Source organism: Streptomyces sp. NPDC002671, assembly GCF_053592475.1.
This window is the reverse complement of sequence record NZ_JBSFVU010000022.1, coordinates 100,354-118,541: the sequence shown is the minus strand read 5'-3', so window position 1 is coordinate 118,541 and position 18,188 is coordinate 100,354. Positions and strand designations below refer to the sequence as shown.

The 18,188-nt window shown below is 72.2% G+C and carries 16 protein-coding genes; 3 read left to right on the top strand and 13 right to left on the bottom strand.

All coding sequences use genetic code 11. The features are described from left to right. Positions 1-21: 21 nt before the first annotated feature. From ACWD35_RS30325 to ACWD35_RS30310, 4 genes are all read right to left on the bottom strand, one after another. Positions 22-927 carry a ribonuclease Z gene (locus tag ACWD35_RS30325; protein ID WP_451354508.1) on the bottom strand — a complete coding sequence of 302 codons (906 nt, stop codon included), beginning with the start codon at positions 925-927 and terminating at the stop codon, positions 22-24. A 6-nt stretch (positions 928-933) separates the two neighbouring features. Next, a complete protein-coding gene (locus ACWD35_RS30320; protein WP_451354554.1) occupies positions 934-1,287 on the bottom strand; it encodes a histidine triad nucleotide-binding protein in 354 nt (117 codons plus the stop codon). Between the two features lie 160 nt (positions 1,288-1,447). Next, on the bottom strand, positions 1,448-4,594 hold the full coding sequence (locus ACWD35_RS30315) for a S41 family peptidase (protein WP_451354553.1): 3,147 nt from the start codon (positions 4,592-4,594) through the stop codon (positions 1,448-1,450). Positions 4,595-4,721: 127 nt separating this feature from the next. Then, positions 4,722-5,294, bottom strand: a complete 573-nt coding sequence (locus ACWD35_RS30310) for a hypothetical protein (RefSeq protein WP_451354507.1) — start codon at positions 5,292-5,294, stop codon at positions 4,722-4,724. A 113-nt stretch (positions 5,295-5,407) separates the two neighbouring features. Here ACWD35_RS30310 and ACWD35_RS30305 point away from each other — a divergent pair, with 113 nt between their 5' ends. After that, on the top strand, positions 5,408-5,785 hold the full coding sequence (locus tag ACWD35_RS30305) for a hypothetical protein (protein WP_451354506.1): 378 nt from the start codon (positions 5,408-5,410) through the stop codon (positions 5,783-5,785). On the opposite strand, the gene ACWD35_RS30300 is transcribed toward ACWD35_RS30305, so the two are convergent. From ACWD35_RS30300 to hrcA, 5 genes are all read right to left on the bottom strand, one after another. After that, the gene (locus ACWD35_RS30300; protein ID WP_451354505.1) at positions 5,727-6,119 is read right to left on the bottom strand and encodes a VOC family protein; all 393 of its coding nucleotides are present in this window, start codon (positions 6,117-6,119) and stop codon (positions 5,727-5,729) included. The genes ACWD35_RS30305 and ACWD35_RS30300 overlap by 59 nt on opposite strands. A 19-nt stretch (positions 6,120-6,138) precedes the next feature. Beyond that, on the bottom strand, positions 6,139-6,888 hold the full coding sequence (locus tag ACWD35_RS30295; protein WP_451354504.1) for a 16S rRNA (uracil(1498)-N(3))-methyltransferase: 750 nt from the start codon (positions 6,886-6,888) through the stop codon (positions 6,139-6,141). Continuing rightward, positions 6,885-8,000, bottom strand: a complete 1,116-nt coding sequence (locus ACWD35_RS30290) for a nitronate monooxygenase (RefSeq protein ID WP_451354503.1) — start codon at positions 7,998-8,000, stop codon at positions 6,885-6,887. The genes ACWD35_RS30295 and ACWD35_RS30290 overlap by 4 nt, the downstream gene beginning before the upstream one ends. A 133-nt stretch (positions 8,001-8,133) precedes the next feature. Then, complete coding sequence (gene dnaJ / locus ACWD35_RS30285; RefSeq protein ID WP_451354502.1) at positions 8,134-9,270, bottom strand: molecular chaperone DnaJ; 1,137 nt, start codon at positions 9,268-9,270, stop codon at positions 8,134-8,136. Beyond that, complete coding sequence (hrcA, locus tag ACWD35_RS30280) at positions 9,271-10,287, bottom strand: heat-inducible transcriptional repressor HrcA (RefSeq protein ID WP_451354501.1); 1,017 nt, start codon at positions 10,285-10,287, stop codon at positions 9,271-9,273. Positions 10,288-10,472: 185 nt separating this feature from the next. Here hrcA and ACWD35_RS30275 point away from each other — a divergent pair, with 185 nt between their 5' ends. After that, positions 10,473-11,219, top strand: coding sequence for an MBL fold metallo-hydrolase (locus ACWD35_RS30275; RefSeq protein ID WP_451354500.1), 747 nt, complete (start codon positions 10,473-10,475; stop codon positions 11,217-11,219). A gap of 34 nt (positions 11,220-11,253) precedes the next feature. Further along, positions 11,254-12,066: a DUF3097 domain-containing protein gene (locus ACWD35_RS30270; protein ID WP_451354499.1), complete on the top strand. Its 813-nt coding sequence runs from the start codon at positions 11,254-11,256 to the stop codon at positions 12,064-12,066. Here the strand turns inward: ACWD35_RS30270 and ACWD35_RS30265 are convergent. From ACWD35_RS30265 to ACWD35_RS30250, 4 genes are all read right to left on the bottom strand, one after another. Continuing rightward, the gene (locus ACWD35_RS30265; protein WP_451354498.1) at positions 12,044-12,637 is read right to left on the bottom strand and encodes a Uma2 family endonuclease; all 594 of its coding nucleotides are present in this window, start codon (positions 12,635-12,637) and stop codon (positions 12,044-12,046) included. The two genes, ACWD35_RS30270 and ACWD35_RS30265, sit on opposite strands and share 23 nt — an antisense overlap. An 82-nt stretch (positions 12,638-12,719) precedes the next feature. Further along, positions 12,720-13,952 carry a radical SAM family heme chaperone HemW gene (gene hemW / locus ACWD35_RS30260; RefSeq protein ID WP_451354497.1) on the bottom strand — a complete coding sequence of 411 codons (1,233 nt, stop codon included), beginning with the start codon at positions 13,950-13,952 and terminating at the stop codon, positions 12,720-12,722. 49 nt (positions 13,953-14,001) lie between these two features. Then, entirely contained in the window at positions 14,002-15,846 is a 1,845-nt protein-coding gene (locus ACWD35_RS30255; RefSeq protein WP_451354552.1) for a SpoIIE family protein phosphatase, read from the bottom strand. Positions 15,847-16,095: 249 nt separating this feature from the next. Beyond that, positions 16,096-17,970, bottom strand: a complete 1,875-nt coding sequence (locus ACWD35_RS30250) for an AMP-dependent synthetase/ligase (RefSeq protein ID WP_451354496.1) — start codon at positions 17,968-17,970, stop codon at positions 16,096-16,098. Between the last annotated feature and the right edge of the window lie 218 nt (positions 17,971-18,188).

Below are 18,188 nucleotides of genomic sequence, written 5' to 3'. Positions count from 1 at the left end.
CAAAGCATCGTACGGGGCGTTTTATCGCCGTTTCGGAACCGGCACTCGCTGGAGGTCGTGCGCCACGGTCAGCTCGCCCTCGAAGCCGGCCGCCCGTGCCTGCCGCTCGAACTCCTCCGGTTCGGAGTAGCGCTGGCTGAAGTGGGTGAGGACCAGGTGGCGCACACCGGCGTCCCGCGCCACGGCCGCCGCCTGCCCTGCGGTCAAGTGCCCGAAGTCGACGGCCATTTCGGCGTCCTCGTCGAGGAAGGTCGACTCGATGACGAGCATGTCGCAGCCCTCGGCGAGTGCGTACACCCCGTCGCACAGCCGGGTGTCCATGACGAACGCGAACCGCTGCCCGCGCCGCACCTCGCTGACCTCGTCCAGGGTCACGTCCCCGAGCCTGCCCTCGCGCTGGAGCAGGCCCACGTCCGGGCCCTTGATCCCGCGCTCGGCGAGCCGCTCGGGCAGCATGCGGCGCCCGTCGGGCTCGGTCAGCCGGTAGCCGTAGGACTCGACGGGGTGGGACAGCTTGCGGGCCTCGAGGGTGTACGACGGGGTCACCGCGAGATCGCCGTCGGCGTCCACGGGTGCCTCGGTCAGCTCGACGGTCTCCCGGTATGCGGTCGCGTACCGCAGCCGGTCGAAGAAGCGCTGACCGGAACGCGGGTAGTGGGCGGTGATCTCGTGCGGGACCTTGTCGAGGTTGATCCGCTGGATGACGCCCGCGAGGCCCAGCGAATGGTCCCCGTGGAAGTGCGTGACGCAGATCCGGTTCAGGTCGTGGGCGGCGACCCCGGCGCGCAGCATCTGCCGCTGTGTGCCCTCGCCGGGGTCGAACAGGATGCCCTCGCCGTCCCAGCGCAGCAGGTAGCCGTTGTGGTTGCGGTGCCGGGTCGGGACCTGGCTGGCGGTGCCGAGGACCACCAATTCACGGACCGACATGGCGACTTATCCGGGGGGCCACTGCATGCCACGGCCGCCGAGGACGTGCGCGTGGGTGTGCCAGACGGTCTGGCCCGCGCCGCTGCCGGTGTTGAAGACGATGCGATAGCTCTCCAGCTTGTCCTCGTCGGCGACGGCCTGCGCCTCGCGCAGTATGTCGGCGGCGACGGCCGGTTCCGCGACGGCGAGTTCGGCCGCGTTCTTGTAGTGCACCTTGGGGATCACCAGGACGTGTGTGGGCGCCTGGGGGTTTATGTCCCGGAAGGCAACGGTGGTTTCCGTCTCTCGGACGATCGTCGCCGGGATGTGCCCCTCGACGATCTTGCAGAACAGGCAGTCGTCCTGCGGTTCTCCCGCCATTGCGCTGCGCTCGCTTTCGCCGGTGATCAGTACGGGGGCATGGTAGTCGGTCGGCTGCAGGTCGGTGGGGGCTGGTCGCTCCCCCAAGCTCTCAACTACGTTCGAGCAGGGAGGTACCCCCATCGCGGCGGAGCCGCATATCGATACAGTCCCGCGCCCCTCAGGTGGGCATGGTCGGCGGTGTCTTCGCAGGCGCCGTCTCCAGCGCCTCCAGCGCCAGCCTCACTGCCTCGTCCAGCTGGGCGTCTCGCCCCTCCGCCCAGTCCTGTGGGCGCTGTACGACCTCCACGTCCGGGTCGACGCCGTGGTTCTCGACGTCCCAGCCGTAACCCTCCAGCCAGATCGCGTACTTCGGCTGGGTGATCAGTGTGCCGTCGACCAGGTGGTAGCGGCTGTCGATGCCGACGACCCCGCCCCAGGTGCGGGTGCCGACGACCGGGCCGATGCCGAGGGCCTTGATCGCCGCGTTCACGATGTCGCCGTCGGAGCCGGAGAACTCGTCGGCGACGGCGACGACCGGTCCCCGGGGCGCGTCCAGCGGGTAGCTGGTGGGCCGCATGCCGCGCGGCATGTCCCAGCCGATGATGCGCCGGGCGAGTTTCTCCACGACGAGCTGGGAGGTGTGCCCGCCCCGGTTCTCCCGGACGTCGACCACGAGCCCCTCGCGGGCGACCTCCACGCGCAGGTCGCGATGGATCTGCGCCCAGCCGGGGGCCTGCATGTCGGGGACGTGGAGGTAGCCGAGCCGGCCGCCGGAGGCCGCGTGGACGTGGGCGCGGCGGCCGACGACCCAGGCGTGGTAGCGCAGGGGCTCCTCGTCGGCGACGGGCACGACGACGGTGTGCCGTAGCTCGCCCCCGCCCGCCGGGGAGACGGTCAGCTCCACCGGGTGTCCGGCGGTGCCGACGAGCAGCGGGCCGAGGCCGGTGACCGGGTCTACGGGGTGTCCGGCGACGGCGACGATCGCGTCTCCGGGCCGTACGGCGACGCCGGGTGCGGCGAGCGGGGAGCGGGCGTCCGGGTCGGAGGTCTCCGACGGCAGGATGCGGTCGATGCGCCAACTGCCGTCCGGGTGGCGGGAGATGTCGGCGCCGAGCAGTCCCTGCCGGGGGCCGCCGCGGTACCGGCCGGGCGGGCTGACGTAGGCGTGCGAGGTGCCGAGTTCACCGTGCACCTCCCACAGCACGTCGACCAGGTCGTCGTGGGTGGCGAGGCGGTGCAGCAGGGGGCGGTAGCGGTCGAGGACGGCGGTCCAGTCGACGCCGCCGAGGTCGGGCCGCCAGAAGTGGTCACGCATGAGCCGGCCGGTCTCGTCGTACATCTGCCGCCACTCGGCGGCCGGGTCGACGGTCTGCCGGACGCGGGCGAGGTCGACGCCGACGCTGTTGTCGCCGTCGTCGTCGGAGCCGGTGCGGCGGTCGCTGGGGACGACCCGGAGGCGGCTGTCGGTCCACAGCAGGACCCGTTTGCCGTCACCGCTGACCTCGAAGTGGCCGGCGTCGGAGGCCAGGTGCTCCAGGCGCCGCTGGGCGAGGTCGTAGCGCTCCAGCTCGGTGTGCGGGTCGGGGTCCTCGGGATGGGCGCGGGAGGCACCGAGGACGCCGTGGACGGGGTGGCGCAGCCAGAGCACGCCGTCCTTGGCGGCGCGGAGCGTGGAGTACCGGCCGGCTTCCACCGGGAAAGGGACGATCCGGTCGGCGAGGCCGTCGAGGTCGATCCGGGTGGCGGGGGTGCCCTCGCTGTCGGGGGTCTCGTCCTTGTCGGGGGTCTCGAAGGGGCGGCCGTGCCGCTGCGGGCCGAACGGGGACGGGGTGGTGGCGGCCAGGGTGATCAGGTGCGGGCGGGCGCCGACCACGAACGCCAGGTCGAAGACGTGCTCGTCGTAGACCGGGTCGAAGGCGCGGTTGGAGAGGAAGGCGAGGTGCTTGCCGTCGAGGGTGAAGGCGGGCGCGTAGTCCTGGAAGCGCAGCGGGGTCGCCTCGGTGACCGACAGGTCGGTGGTGTGGGCGATGCGCAGCTGGGACAGCGGGCGCGGGCCGGGGTGGGCCCAGGCCAGCCAGGCGGAGTCGGGCGAGAAGGCCAGACCGGAGACCTCGCCGTCGTCGCAGCGGTCGACCTCGCGGACCTCGCCGGTCTCCCGCTCGACGAGCAGCAGCCGCCCGTCGTGCGCGGCGACGGCGGCCCGGCTGCCGTCGGGCGCCATGGCCAGCTCCAGGACCCTGCCGAGCTGTCCGGCGGCCAGCCGGCGCGGGGTGGCGCCGGGTACGGTCCCGGTCGCGGGGGCGAACTCCAGGGCGTCGTCGCCCTCGGCGTCGGTCACCCACACCACCCACTCCTCGCCGTCGGCGCGGAAGGTGCGCGGCAGCCGGGCGCGGACGCCGGGGGTGGCGGCGAGGGCGCGGGCGGGCCCGGAGCGGTGGGTGACCCAGTGGACGCCGCCGCGCACGCACACGGCACTGCCGCGCGCGGTGTGGTCGGGGGAGGCGGCCCCGAACCAGCGGGCGGCGTTCACCGGGTACGGCCGCAGGTCCAGCCGGGGCCCGCCGAGCCGGACGTCGAGCCGGCGCGGCTCGGCGCCCTCCAGGTCGTCCAGCAGCCATAGTTCGCCGCCGGAGGCGTACACGACCCGGCTGCCGTCGCCGGCCGCGTGCCGGGCGTAGAAGCCTCCCCCATGCGGGGTGTGCCGGCGCAGGTCGGAGCCGTCGGCGAGGGAGGAGTACAGGGCGCCGGTGCCCTCGTGGTCGGAGAGGAACGCGAGGCGCTCGCCCACCCACACCGGGCACTCGAGGTTGCCGTCCAGTTCGGCGTGCAGCCGTACGAACGCGCCGGTGCCGTCGGGGTCGATCCACAGCTTGCCCGCCGTACCGCCCCGGTACCGCTTCCAGTGGGCGGCCTCGCGGCCCATGGTCGCGGACTGGAGCACGGTGGCCGGGCCGAACGCCACGTCGCCGACGGGCCCGTGGGGCAGGGTCTCGGCCGGTCCGCCGTCCAGCGGCACGGCGTGCGCCCAGGGGCGGCTGCTGGGCCGGCCCTGCGCGCCGAGCGCGAGCACCCGCCCGTCCGGGGTCCAGCCGCGTACGGCGGTGCGCCGGCTGCCCCAGTGGGTGAGGCGGGTGGCGGAACCGCCGGCGACCGGGGCGACGTGCACCTCGGGCGCGCCGTCCCGGGTGGAGGTCCAGGCGATCGAGGTTCCGTCGGGGGATATCCGGGGGTGGGTCACCGGCCTGTTGTCGGCGCTGACCCGCCAGGCCCGGCCGCCGTCGAGGGGCGCCAGCCAGACGTCGTCCTCGGCGACGAAGGTCACCAAGTCGCCGCGCAGGTGGGGGAACCGGAGATAGGCCGAGGATGTCGGGGATGCCGAGGAGTCCGTCGTAGCGCCCTGAGTCACCTGGTCAGCCTACGCAGCGCCCGGCGGTTCCCGCCCCGGTTTCCGATCACTTGCCCTGCGCCGGCCAGCAGGTCGGGTCGCCCTTGCACCAGAGGGTGCGGGTGACGGTGACCGTCACCGTGGGCCGGGACCCGCCGGGCAGCCGGTAGGACGGCTTGTACGAAGGCCTGTACGAGGGCCGGTACGACGGGCCGGGCTTGGAACTGCAGTCGCCGAGCCCGCTGACGTGGAACACCTGCCTGCCGCCGACCCTGGCCGTCAGATCGCCGCGCACACAGGCGCCGTCGACGGCCTTGGTCACCTTCCCGGTGACGGTGATCTTCCGCCCGTCGCCGGTACGGCCCTGGCAGTCGACGGAGACGACGGTGCGCCGTGTCGGCGAGTGCGACCTGCCGGGCGGGTCACCGCCCCGGCCGGTGCAGTTGAGCCAACTGACGTCCACGTGCTGCCGTTTCAGCTCGGCCCTCGCGGTCGTACTGGTGGTGTACGCGGCCGACGCGGAACTCAGCCCGCCCGGATCACACGCCACCAGCGCACCCCCGGCGACCACCGCGAGCCCCGCAATGGCCACGACCCGCGCGCTCCCCGTCCGCTGCCCGTTCCGTCTCAATGCCCCCATGAAGTGCAGCGTGCCACCGGCCCGGCCGGGGCGGTAGGCCACTTGCGGCCACTCACACGTTCGGGAACATCACCTTCGGGTGACGGCCGTCCGGTCCCGTCTACGCTGGCCCGATGCGCAGCGAACGCAGGCTCAGGCGGCTGGTCGTCGAGGACGGGACCGAGTACCGGTGGACCGTTCGGCACCGCCACGACGACGCGGGGACCTGCCAGGAGATCCTGTCGCTGCACCGGGACGGGGCCGCCACCCGGATCGTGTTCCACGGGGTCGCCGCCGGGGCGTACACGCACTCCGGGCTCGTGTTCGACGACCGCGGGCACACGGTCAATCTGCACGAGCCGGGAGTCGTGCGGGCCTTCGCCGACGCCGTGCGGCGGCTCGGCCTGGAGGCCGGTGAGGTGGACGGATGGGCCCTGCTGCCCGGTGTCGCCGTCAGCTGCGCAGGAGGAGCCACTCCTGGAGTTCCACCAGGTTGCCCTCAGGGTCCTTGAGGTGGGCGACGCGCATGCGGTCGGTCATGGGGGCCGGGCCGTGGATCAGGGTGGCGCCCCGGGTGGTGATCTCGTCGCAGTAGGTGTCGAGGTTGTCCACGCGCAGCACCACCAGGGAGCGGTGGCCGGTGGCGGTGTCGCCGAGTTCGTTCAGGACCTCGGCCATCATCGAGCGGTCCTGCAGGGCTATTCCGGCGGAGCCGGCGTGCGGGCTGAACTTCTCGTACGGCCCCTCGGTCGCCCCCGACTGCGGCTTGAGGCCGAGGGTGTCGGCGTAGAAGCGGTAGGAGGCGGCGAAGTCGGTGACGAGGAGCCGGACTTGGGCGAGTTCCATGGAGTTCCCCCGTTGTCGGTCAGGACCAGCGGCCGGTGCGTCCCAGGAGGAGGGCCGCCGCGGCGGTGCCGGCAGTGGACGTACGCAACACGGTAGGACCGAGCACGCAGGCCTGCGCACCCGCCCCCTCGAAAAGCGCCAACTCGTCGCGGGACACGCCTCCTTCGGGCCCGACGACCAGCACGATCTCGCCCTGGTCGGGGAGTTCGGCGGCGGCGAGCGGCGCACTGTCGTGCTCGAAGTCGGAGTGGAGCACGGCGGCGAAATCGGCTTTGGCGAGAAGTGCGGCAACCTGCTTGGTCGTTGCCGCGTCCGCGACCTCCGGGAAGCGGACCCGGCGGGACTGCTTGCCGGCCTCGCGGGCGGTGGCCCGCCACTTGCCGAGGGCCTTCAGACCGCGGTCGCCCTTCCACTGGGTGATGCAGCGGGCGGCCTGCCAGGGCACGATCGCGTCGACGCCGACCTCGGTCATGGTCTCCACGGCGACTTCACCCCGGTCGCCCTTGGGCAGGGCCTGGACGACCGTGATCCGGGGCGAGGGCTCGGGCTCCTCCTCCACGGTGCTCATGCGGACGATCAGCCGGTCCTTGCCCTCGGTGCCGATCACGTCGCACACCGCGAAGCGCCCGTTGCCGTCGGTGAGGACGACCTCCTCGCCGGCCTGGAGCCGCTTCACGGAGACCGCGTGCCGCCCCTCGGGGCCGTCCAGGACGTAGTGGCCGCTGCCTTCGGCGCGGAAGTGCTCGACGACGAAGACGGGGGCCGTCATCGCGCGCCTCCGTCGGACAACGCCGCCCGGGCGTCGACGAGTTCGGCCGCCAGCAGCTCCACCAGCTGCCCGGCGGGCAGTTCGCGGGCCATGCGGTGCCCCTGGCCCGCCCACAGCGCCATGCCCTGCGGGTCACCGGCCTTGGCGGCGGCCTTGCGCAGCGGCGAGGTCAGGTGGTGGATCTCGGGGTAGGCGGCGGGGGCGTAGCGGCCGTGCTCGCGCATGAACCGGTTGACCAGTCCGCGCGCCGGGCGGCCGGAGAACGCACGGGTCAACTCGGTGCGCGCGTACAGGGGGTTGGTGAGCGCCTGCTTGTGCAGGGGGCTGGCACCGGACTCGGTGGTGGCGAGGAAGGCGGTGCCCAGCTGGGCCGCGCTCGCACCCGCCGCGAGGGCAGCGGCGATCTGGCTGCCGCGCATGATGCCGCCGGCGGCGACGACCGGGATGCTCACGGCGTCACGGACCTGGGCGATCAGGGACAGCAGTCCGAGGCCGGAGCCGTCGTTCTCCTGGATGTCCCGGTGGGTGCCCTGGTGGCCGCCGGCCTCCACGCCCTGCGCGATCACCCCGTCCGCACCGGCCCGCTCCACCGCGAGGGCCTCCTCGGCGGTGGTGGCGGTGACCAGGGTGAGGGTCCCGGCGCGGCGGAGGGAGTCGAGGGCGTCCCGGCTCGGGATGCCGAAGTGGAAGGAGACGACCGGCACCGGGTTGTCGAGGAGGACGGCGAGCTTGGCGTCGTAGCCGTCGTCCCGTCCGCTGTCCGGGTCGCCCAGCTCGGTCTCGTACCAGGCGGCCTCACCGGCCAGCTGGTGGGCGTAGACCTCGACGGCGCCAGAAGAGGGCGCGGCGTCAGCCGCTCCGGTGGAGCCGGTGCTTGCACCGGGATACTCGGGCTGCGGCATGAACACGTTGACGCCGAAGGGGCGGCTCGTGAGCGCCCGCAGCTGCTTGATCTCCTGGTACATGCCGTCGGCGGTCTTGTACCCGGCGGCAAGGAACCCGAGACCACCGGCCTCGGAGACGGCGGCGGCGAGCTGCGGGACGGAGACACCGCCCGCCATGGGGGCCTGCACGATCGGGTGGGGGAAGAGATCGGTCAGTGCGGAGGACATGACCGCATGTTGTCACGTCCTTCGAACAAGTCCGAATCCAACCTTCCCCCTGGCACATGCCACTTCTCGGCCGACCGAGCAGGGCCGAGGGTTCAAGGGACGAAGCCCCTTGAACCCTCGGCCTCGGCAACGGTCAGCGACCGTTGAACGCGTCCTTCAGCCGCGAGAACAGCCCCTGCTGCCCGGGCTGGAACTGCCCCTGCGGACGCTCCTCGCCGCGCAGCTTCGCCAGCTCGCGCAGCAGCCGCTCCTGCTCCGGATCCAGCTTGCTCGGCGTCTGCACCTCGACGTGCACGATCAGGTCACCCCGCCCGCCGCCCCGCAGATGCGTGACACCGCGGTTGTGCAGCGGGATCGACTGCCCGGACTGCGTACCGGGCCGGATGTCGACCTCCTCCATCCCGTCCAGCGTCTCCAGCGGCACCTTCGTGCCGAGGGCCGCCGCCGTCATCGGGATGGTGACCGTGCAGTGCAGGTCGTCGCCGCGCCGCTGGAACATCGGGTGCGGCAGCTCGTGGATCTCGACGTAGAGGTCACCGGCGGGACCGCCGCCCGGCCCGACCTCGCCCTCACCGGCGAGCTGGATCCGTGTGCCGTTGTCGACACCGGCCGGGATCTTCACCGTAAGAGTGCGGCGGGAGCGGACACGCCCGTCGCCGGCGCACTCCGGGCACGGGTTCGGCACGATCGTGCCGAAGCCCTGGCACTGGGGGCAGGGCCGCGAGGTCATGACCTGGCCCAGGAAGGACCGGGTGACCTGCGAGACCTCACCGCGGCCCCGGCACATGTCACACGTCTGGGCGGAGGTGCCCGGCGCCGCGCCCTCACCGTTGCAGGTGTTGCAGACGACCGCCGTGTCGACCTGGATCTCCTTGGTCGTCCCGAAGGCCGCCTCGTCCAGCTCGACGTCGATGCGGATCATCGCGTCCTGGCCGCGCCGGGTGCGCGAGCGCGGGCCGCGCTGCGACGCCGTACCGAAGAACGCGTCCATGATGTCGGAGAAGTTGCCGAAGCCACCTGCCCCGAAGCCGCCCGCACCGGCCCCGCCCGACTGCGAGAGCGGGTCGCCGCCGAGGTCGTAGACCTGCTTCTTCTGCGGGTCCGACAGCACCTCGTAAGCGGCGTTGATCTCCTTGAACCGCTCCTGGGTCTTCGGATCGGGGTTGACGTCCGGATGCAGCTCGCGCGCGAGCCTGCGGAACGCCTTCTTGATCTCATCCTGCGACGCGTCGCGGCGCACGCCGAGAACGGCGTAGTAGTCCGTGGCCACTTACGACTCCGCCAGGATCTGTCCGACGTACCGTGCCACTGCGCGTACCGCTCCCATCGTTCCCGGGTAGTCCATGCGGGTCGGTCCGACCACGCCGAGCTTGGCGACTGCCTCGCCGCCCGAACCGTAGCCGACCGACACGACGGAGGTGGAGTTGAGTCCCTCATGGGCGTTCTCGTGCCCGATGCGCACGGTCACGCCCGGATCCTTCGCCTCGCCGAGGAGCTTGAGAAGCACGACCTGCTCCTCCAGCGCCTCGAGCACCGGCCGGATCGTGAGGGAAAAGTCATGCCCGAAGCGGGTCAGATTGGCGGTTCCGCCGATCATCAGCCGCTCCTCGTTCTCCTCGACGAGCGTCTCCAGCAGTGTGGAGAGCACCGTCGAGACCGTGCCGCGGTCCTCGGCCTCGAAGGCCTCGGGCAGGTCCTCGACCAGCCGCGGCACGTCCGTGAACCGGCGCCCCGCGACCCGGCTGTTCAGCCGCGCCCGCAGATCCGCCAGCGAGGACTCGCCGAACGGCGCCGGGCAGTCGACCATCCGCTGCTCGACCCGGCCGGTGTCCGTGATCAGCACGAGCATCACGCGCGCGGGAGCGAGCGAGAGCAGTTCCACGTGCCGCACGGTGGACCGGGTCAGCGACGGGTACTGCACGACGGCGACCTGCCGTGTGAGCTGCGCGAGCAGCCGCACGGTCCGCGCCACGACGTCGTCGAGATCGACGGCGCCGTCCAGGAAGTTCTGGATCGCCCGCCGCTCGGGCGCGGTCATCGGCTTGACGCCGGCGAGCTTGTCGACGAACAGCCGGTAGCCCTTGTCGGTGGGGATCCGCCCCGCACTGGTGTGCGGCTGCGCGATGAACCCCTCGTCCTCCAGGGCCGCCATGTCGTTGCGCACGGTTGCCGGGGAGACGCCGAGGTTGTGCCGCTCGGTGAGCGCCTTCGAGCCCACCGGCTCCTCGGTGCCCACGTAGTCCTGGACGATGGCGCGCAGCACCTGAAGCCTGCGTTCACTCAGCATTCGCGCGCACCTCCAGCACGTCGTCCCCTGGGCCCTTCGGATCGTCCGCCTGGCACTCTTCGCACGCGAGTGCCAGCCTTCCCCGGCCCAGTGTACGGCTGTGGGGTACGCCCCGGGCAAGGCCGGCCCCCGCGTCACCGTGCCCGGTTCGTGTTCAGGATGACCGTTGTCGCTAGCGTCGCGGTATGACGGTGACTTGGGAAGAGGTGGAGTGGGAGCGGCTCGCCACGGGGGTCGGGCGGTGCCGGCTGCCCGGCTGGGACTGCACCGTGGGGCTGGTTCTCGGGGAGGGTACGGGGCTCGTGGTGGACGCCGGGTCGAGCCTGGCCGAGGGCGCGCGGGTGCGGGCGCGGGCGCAGGCGCTCGCGGGTCACCGTGTGACCCATCTCGCTCTCACGCATCCGCACTTCGACCACGTCTTCGGCGCCGCCGCGTTCGCCGGGACGTTTGCCGGGACGTCCGCCGGGGCGGAGGTGTACGGGGCGGTGGGCCTGGACGCGGTGTTCACGTACGAGCGCGAGGAGCTGCGCCAGGACGCGATCCGTCACGGCCTGCCGCCGGCCGACGCGGACGAGGCCGTGGAAGCCCTGGCCCCTCCCCACCACCTGGTCTCGGGCGAGTGGACGCTGGACCTGGGCGGCGGCAGGCAGGTACTGCTGGCCAACGTGGGCCCGGGCCACACCGCGTACGACCTGGCGGTCCTCGTACCGGGTGACCCGGAGGTGGTCTTCTGCGGCGACCTGGTCGAGGAGTCCGGCGAGCCCCAGGCGGGCCCGGACGCGGTCCCGTCCCGCTGGCCGGACGCACTGGACCGCCTGCTGGCGCTGGGCGGCGAGGACGCGCTGTACGTGCCCGGTCACGGAGCGGTGGTGGACGCGGCCTTCGTACGCCGGCAACGCGACGAGCTGGCGGCGCGTTTCGGCGTGTCGTGAACGGGGGTCCACCGCTTCTCCTATCGTCATCCGAATGCGCCAGTACTCCCCCGATCTCACCCCGCCGTGGAAGAAGCAGCAGCCCGTACCGGAGGTCCCGGCGGAGCCCGGCCTGGTGGTGGAGGAGCCCGGCACCGGTTTCTGCGGGGCGGTGATCCGCTGCGAGGCGGGCACGGTGACCCTGGAGGACCGTTTCGGCAAGCACCGGGTGTTCCCGCTGGAACCGCGGGGCTTCCTGCTGGAGGGGCGGGTGGTGACGCTCGTACGGCCGACTTCGAGTCCGGTGAGGCCCACCCGCACGGCCTCCGGCTCGGTAGCCGTACCCGGCGCCAGGGCTCGCGTGGCCCGTGCCGGCCGCATCTACGTCGAGGGCCGGCACGACGCCGAGCTGGTCGAGAAGGTGTGGGGCGACGACCTGCGCATCGAGGGCGTGGTCGTGGAGTACCTGGAGGGCGTGGACGACCTGCCGTCGATCGTCGCCGAGTTCGCACCGGGCCCGGACGCCCGCCTGGGCGTCCTGGTGGACCACCTGGTGCCGGGCACGAAGGAGTGGCGCATCGCCCAGTCGGTGACGAGCGAACACGCGCTGGTGGTGGGCCACCCGTACATCGACATCTGGGAGGCGGTGAAGCCGGCCTCACTGGGGATCGCCGAGTGGCCCCGGGTCCCGCACGGGCAGGACTGGAAGACAGGGGTGTGCCGGGCGCTGGGCTGGCCGTCGGAGAACACCGGGGCGGTGTGGCAGGCGATTCTGGCGCGGGTGGGGTCTTACAAGGACCTGGAGCCGGAGCTGCTGGGGCGGGTGGAGGAGTTGATCGATTTCGTCACGGGTAGCGGTGGGGCCTGACGCCGGGAAGTGTCCCGAATGCTTTGGTGTCCAGTTCGAGTCCCAGAACCTCCACCGGGACTGGATCTCCGAATTTGGTGATCTCCTGGCTCAGGTAGTCGGCGTCCTCGCCCTCGCCTGCGGGCTTCGTCAGCAGGACGCAGTGCGCCATGATCGGGTCGAGGATGAGGTAGGCGGGGACCTTTCCCGCAGCGTAGATCGAGCGTTTGACCACGTAGTCCTGGTGGACGCTGTACTTGGAGACGACCTCGACGAGCATCGTGATCAGCTGGCACGGCAGCAGGCGCCCTGAGCTGGGCAGGAGATCGTGCGCCAGAACCACCAGATCCGGTACCGGCTCACTGGATTCGTCGACGATGTCGACGTCCTGGGTTTGCAGACGCGCCCAGCGCCGCGGGATCTGGTCCTGTACATCGGCAACGATCCTGTTGTGCACGATGTCAGGGCTGGACATCATCACGATCACCCCCCGGAGAAGCTCAACCTTGGCGCCCTCCGGAGGCTCGAACTCCTCGAAGAACTTGGCCATCCCACGCTCGTCCACAGCGGTCATCTCCGTGGCCCTCCACATCCGCCGCGTACTTTTGGCGGCAGCCTACGAATCAGGTTAGGGAGCGAACCGGCATTCCGCAGTGATTCACTCCGCCGAGTGATCAGTCCACCAAGTCCCGCACCACCGCGTCCGCCAGCAACCGCCCCCGCAGCGTCAGTACCGCGTATCCCTCCCCGTACGGCCCTTCCTGGAGGAGCCCCTCCGCCAGCGCCCGCCGGGACGCCGCCAGCCCCTCCTCCTTCAGAAGCGACAGCGGGACCCCCTCCCGCAGCCGCAGCTCCAGCAAGATCCGCTCTACCCGCCGGTCCTCGCCGGACAGCACCTCACGCCCTGCCCCCGGCGACTTCCCCGACGCCAGCGCCGCCGCATACGCCCCCGGATGCTTGACGTTCCACCAGCGCACCCCGCCCACGTGCGAGTGCGCCCCGGGACCGGCCCCCCACCAGTCGGCCCCCCGCCAGTACAGCTCGTTGTGCAGGCAGCGGGCGGATTCGGAGGTGGCCCAGTTGGAGACCTCGTACCAGTCGAAGCCCGCCGCCGTGAGCGCCTCCTCCGCGATCAGGTAGCGGTCGGCGTGGACGTCGTCGTCGGTCATCGGGACCTCGCCCCGGCGGATGCGGCGCGCGAGCTGCGTGCCCTCCTCGACGATCAGCGCGTAGGCCGAGATGTGGTCGGGGCCCGCGCCGAGGGCCGCCTCCAGCGAAGCCCGCCAGTCGTCGTCCGACTCCCCCGGCGTGCCGTAGATCAGGTCCAGGTTGACGTGCTCGAAGCCCGCCGCCCGCGCCTCCGCCACGCACGCCTCGGGGCGGCCCGGCGTGTGGGTCCGGTCAAGGATCTTCAGCACGTGCTGCTTCGCGCTCTGCATGCCGAAGGAGACGCGGTTGAAGCCGCCCTCCCGCAGGGCGGAGAGGTATGCGGGGTCGACCGACTCCGGGTTCGCCTCCGTGGTGATCTCGGCGTCCTCCGCCAGGCCGAACTCCTCGCGGATCGCACCCAGCATGCGTACGAGATCGTCCGCCGCCAGCAGCGTCGGTGTGCCGCCGCCGACGAACACCGTGCGGACCTGGCGGGGGTCGTCGCCGAGCACCTTGCGGGCCAGACGGATCTCGTCGGTCAGGGTGTCCGCGTAGTTGTCGCGGGAGGCCAGCACTCCGCCCGTGCCGCGCAGCTCGGTGGCGGTGTAGGTGTTGAAGTCGCAGTAGCCGCAGCGGGTCGCGCAGTACGGGACATGGAGGTAGAACCCGAGGGGTCGATCGGGCGCCCCGGCGAGCGCGGAGGCGGGCAGCGCGCCGTCGTCGGGGACGGGCTCGCCGTCGGGGAGTGCGGAAGGCATGTCCTCCATTGTCCCGCACCGCGACCGTTGCCCGGCTACTCCTGCTCCGCTACTCCGCCTGGAGCACCAGCAGCGCCAGGTCGTCCTCCGGCAGGCCCCCGCCGAAGTCGTGCACCAGGGTCCTGATGCGTTCCGCGATCAGGTCGGCGCTCAGGCCCGCGCAGCCGGACAGGGCGCGTGCGAGCCCGTCGCCGTCGTCGAACTGGCGGGGCCCGGAGCGGCGCTCGGTGACCCCGTCCGTGACGCACAGCAGACTGTCGCCGGGCCGCAGTTCGAGGGTCTCGCTGGTGTAGGTCTCGTCCTCGACCACGCCGAGCAGCGTCTGCGGCCGGGCGGCGGTGCGCACCGTCCCGTCGGGGCTCAGCACCAGCGGCAGCGGATGGCCGGCGGAGGCGAGGGTGCAGCGGACGCCGCCGTCGTCCAGGGGGGACAGCTCGCCGTAGAGGAGGGACAGGAAGCGGGTCTGCGGGCCGTCCCCGGGGGGCACCGCCCGGCCGCCGGCGGCGACGAGGGCGCGCGCGGCGGCGTCGGCGGCCTCGGTGGCGTCGTCCAGGAGGAGCTGGTTCAGCCGGTCGAGGACGTCGGCGACCCCGTAGCCCTCGCGGGCCAGCAGTCGCAGCCAGGGCCGGGCGAGCCCGATGACGACGGCGGCCTCGGGGCCCTTGCCCTGTACGTCGCCGACGGCGAAGCACCAGCGGCCGTCGCCCGCCGGGAACAGGTCGTAGAAGTCGCCGCTGGGGCCGCCCTTGTCGCAGGGCTCGTAGACGAGCGCGCTGCGCACCCCGGGGATCTCGGCGACCGCACCGGGCAGCAGGCCGCGCTGGAGGACGGCGCTGATGGTGGCCTGGCGGGCGTACTGGCGGGCCGCGCCGATGGCAAGCGCGACCCGGCGGCTGAGGTCCTCCACCAGCCCGGTGATCTCGTCGGGGAAGCGCAGCAGCCCGCACCGGCCGATGACCAGCGTGCCCAGCGGCCGGCCGCCGGCGATGAGCCGGTAGGCGAGCGCCGTGCCTTCGGCACCCTGCGAGCCGAGCGCGTCACCGGGCCAGGGGTACGGCTCCGGGCCCGAGCGCAGTCCGTCGCGCGGGCACGGCGGCTCCTTCTCCAGGGCGCGGCACAGCTCCTCGATGCGGGACTCGCTGGCGTGCCAGACCCGGGCGGGTCCGCAGCCGTCGCCGCCGCGCACGGACGCCTCGTCCTCCAGCCACACCGCGCACCAGTCGGCGAACCGGGGCACGAGCAGCTGGCCGGTGAGGGCCGCGACCAGGTTCTCGTCCAGCTGGCCGGCGAGCAGGTCGGAGGCCTCGGCGAGGAAGGACAGCGCGCCGCGGCCGAGCCAGTCCCGGTCGCTGCCGGGGCGCTGCGGCTGCGGGGCGAGGTCCTCGGCGACCGCCAGGCTCTGCTCCGGGGCGGGGCCGTCCGGGCCGGCGACGCCGCCCGGGGGCAGCCGGGCCCACACCGTCTTCGCGCCGGTGCGGTAGGTGACGCCCCAGGACTCGGCGAGGGTGGCGACCAGGCGCAGGCCGCGCCCGTACTCGGGGGTGTCGCAGGGCACCTCGCCGCCGGCCGAATCGCGCGGGGCGCGGGAGGGGTGCAGGTCGCCGACCTCGACGACGAACGCGCCGGTGTCCTCCAGGCGCCAGGCGACCTCCACGTCGGTGCCGGCGTGGACGACGGCGTTGGTGACGAGTTCGCTGACGACGGCCATGGCGTCGTCGGCGAGCCGGGCCCCGCCCTCGGCGCCGAGGAGCCCGCGGTCGGCCCACTCGGCGAACGCGGCACGCACCAGCGCACGGGCGGCACCCGGCGCGAGGGGGCTTCCGGGCAGGCCGGCGCGCCCGCTCCCCCCACTGGCGCGGTCCTCGGTCTCCCGCTGCGTCGGTATGGCCGCCATGTCCATGCGGCCAGCGTGACAGACAGGGGGCGCATATAAGCGAGGAGTTACCAAACCGGCCAGCGAAGGACGAGAACTGTGCTACGGGAGTGATCCCAGACGGACACTTTCGAGCGAGGCTGGACCGAAGCCGACCAAAGGGGCGCGGGACTGTGCCTGATATGCGGCTCCGCCACGTGGGCGCGAGCAGCCGCCGACAGCCCGCAGCCGCCGACGGCCCCCGCGCCCCCTGTGAGACCGCGACAGGGCCTAGGACTCCCTGGTCCCCGCGTACATCTCGTCGATCAGATCCTTGTACTCCCGCTCCACCACCGGCCGCTTCAGCTTCAGGCTCGGCGTGATCTCGCCGTGCTCGACGTCGAGGTCCCGCGGCAGCAGCCGGAACTTCTTGATCGTCTGCCAGCGCTGCAGCCCCTCGTTGAGCTGCTTGACGTATCCCTCGACCATGTCGACCGTCTGCTGAGCGGCCACGACCTCGGCGTACGACTTGCCGTCCAGGCCGTTCTCCTTGGCCCACTGGAGGATGGCGATCTCGTCGAGGGCGATGAGCGCGGTGCAGTAGTTCCGGTCGGCGCCGTGCACCAGGATGTTGGAGACGTACGGGCACACGGCCTTGAACTGGCCCTCGACCTCGGCGGGGGCGACGTACTTGCCGCCGGAGGTCTTGATGAGGTCCTTCTTGCGGTCGGTGATGCGCAGGTAGCCGTCGGGCGAGAGTTCGCCGATGTCGCCGGTGTGGAACCAGCCGTCGGACTCCAGCACCTCGGAGGTCTTCTCGGGCTGCTGGTGGTAGCCCTCCATGATGCCGGGGCCGCGCAGCAGGATCTCGCCGTCCTCGGCGATGCGGACCTCGGTGCCGGGCAGCGGCTTGCCGACCGTGCCGGTGCGGTAGGCCTCGCCGGGGTTGACGAAGGAGGCCGCGGAGGTCTCGGTGAGGCCGTAGCCCTCCAGGATGTGGATGCCGGCGCCGGCGAAGAAGTAGCCGATCTCCGGGGAGAGCGCTGAGGCGCCGGAGACGCAGGCGCGCAGCCGGCCGCCGAAGGCCTCGCGGAGCTTGGAGTAGACGAGGGCGTCGGCGACCTTGTGCTTGGCGCCGAGGCCGAACGGCACGGAGGAGGTGCCGGTGCGCCGGAAGTTGTCCTGGCTCACCTTGGCGTACTCGCGGGCGACCTCGGCGGCCCACTGGAAGATCTTGTGCTTGGCCCCGCCGCCCTCGCGGGCCTTGGCGGCGACGCCGTTGTAGACCTTCTCGAAGATGCGCGGCACGGCCGCCATGTATGTCGGCTGCACCACCGGAAGGTTCTCGATGATCTTGTCGACGCGGCCGTCCACGGCGGTGACGTGCCCGACCTCGAGCTGCCCGGAGGTGAGCACCTTGCCGAAGACGTGCGCGAGCGGCAGCCACAGGTACTGCACGTCCTCGCCGCTGATCAGCCCGGTCGCGGCGATCGCCTTCGCCATGTACGCCCAGTTGTCGTGCGGCAGACGCACGCCCTTGGGGCGGCCGGTGGTGCCGGAGGTGTAGATGAGGGTGGCGAGCTGCTCCCGGGTGATCCCGCCGACCCGCTCCTTGATCAGCTCCGGGTGCTTCTCCAGGTAGGCGGCGCCGCGCTGCTCCAGCTCGGCGAGGGTCGTCACCCAGTCGTTCGTCTCGACGCCGGCCGGGTCGACGACGACGACCTTGGTGAGGTCCGGCAGCTCGGCGCGCGTCTGCAGGGCCTTGGCGAGCTGGGCCGCGTCCTCGGCGATCAGCACGCGGCTCTCGGAGTCGGAGAGGATGAACGCCGACTCGTCGGCGTTGGTCTGCGGGTAGACGGTCGTGGTGGCGCCGCCCGCGCACATGATGCCGAGGTCGGCGAGGATCCACTCGACGCGGGTCGAGGAGGCGAGCGCCACCCGCTGCTCCGGCTGCACGCCCAGTTCGATGAGCCCGGCCGCGATCGCGTACACCCGCTCGGCCGCCTGGCCCCAGCTCAGCGACTTCCACTCGTCGGGGCCCTGGCCGGAGGCCGGCGGGACGGGGTAGCGGTATGCCTCGGCGTCCGGTGTGGCCGCCACGCGCTCCAGGAAGAGGGCCGCCACGGACGGCGGACGGTTCTCGATCAGGGTCTGTGTGTCGCTCACGACATCCTCCGGGGGCCCGCGACGGTGCGGCTGGCTCAAGTGCGGCTGGGTTGACTCACGGGTGTGGGGGTGGGACAGCTTGTTTAACTCGCGAGTAACTATCGAGCAGGGATCAGGGTAAGCGTCGACCGGCCGCTGCGTAAGGGGCATCGGCCTGTCACTTTCGACGGAACGCGAAGCTACGTATGCGTATACGTATGCGCAGAAGCCCGCCGCGC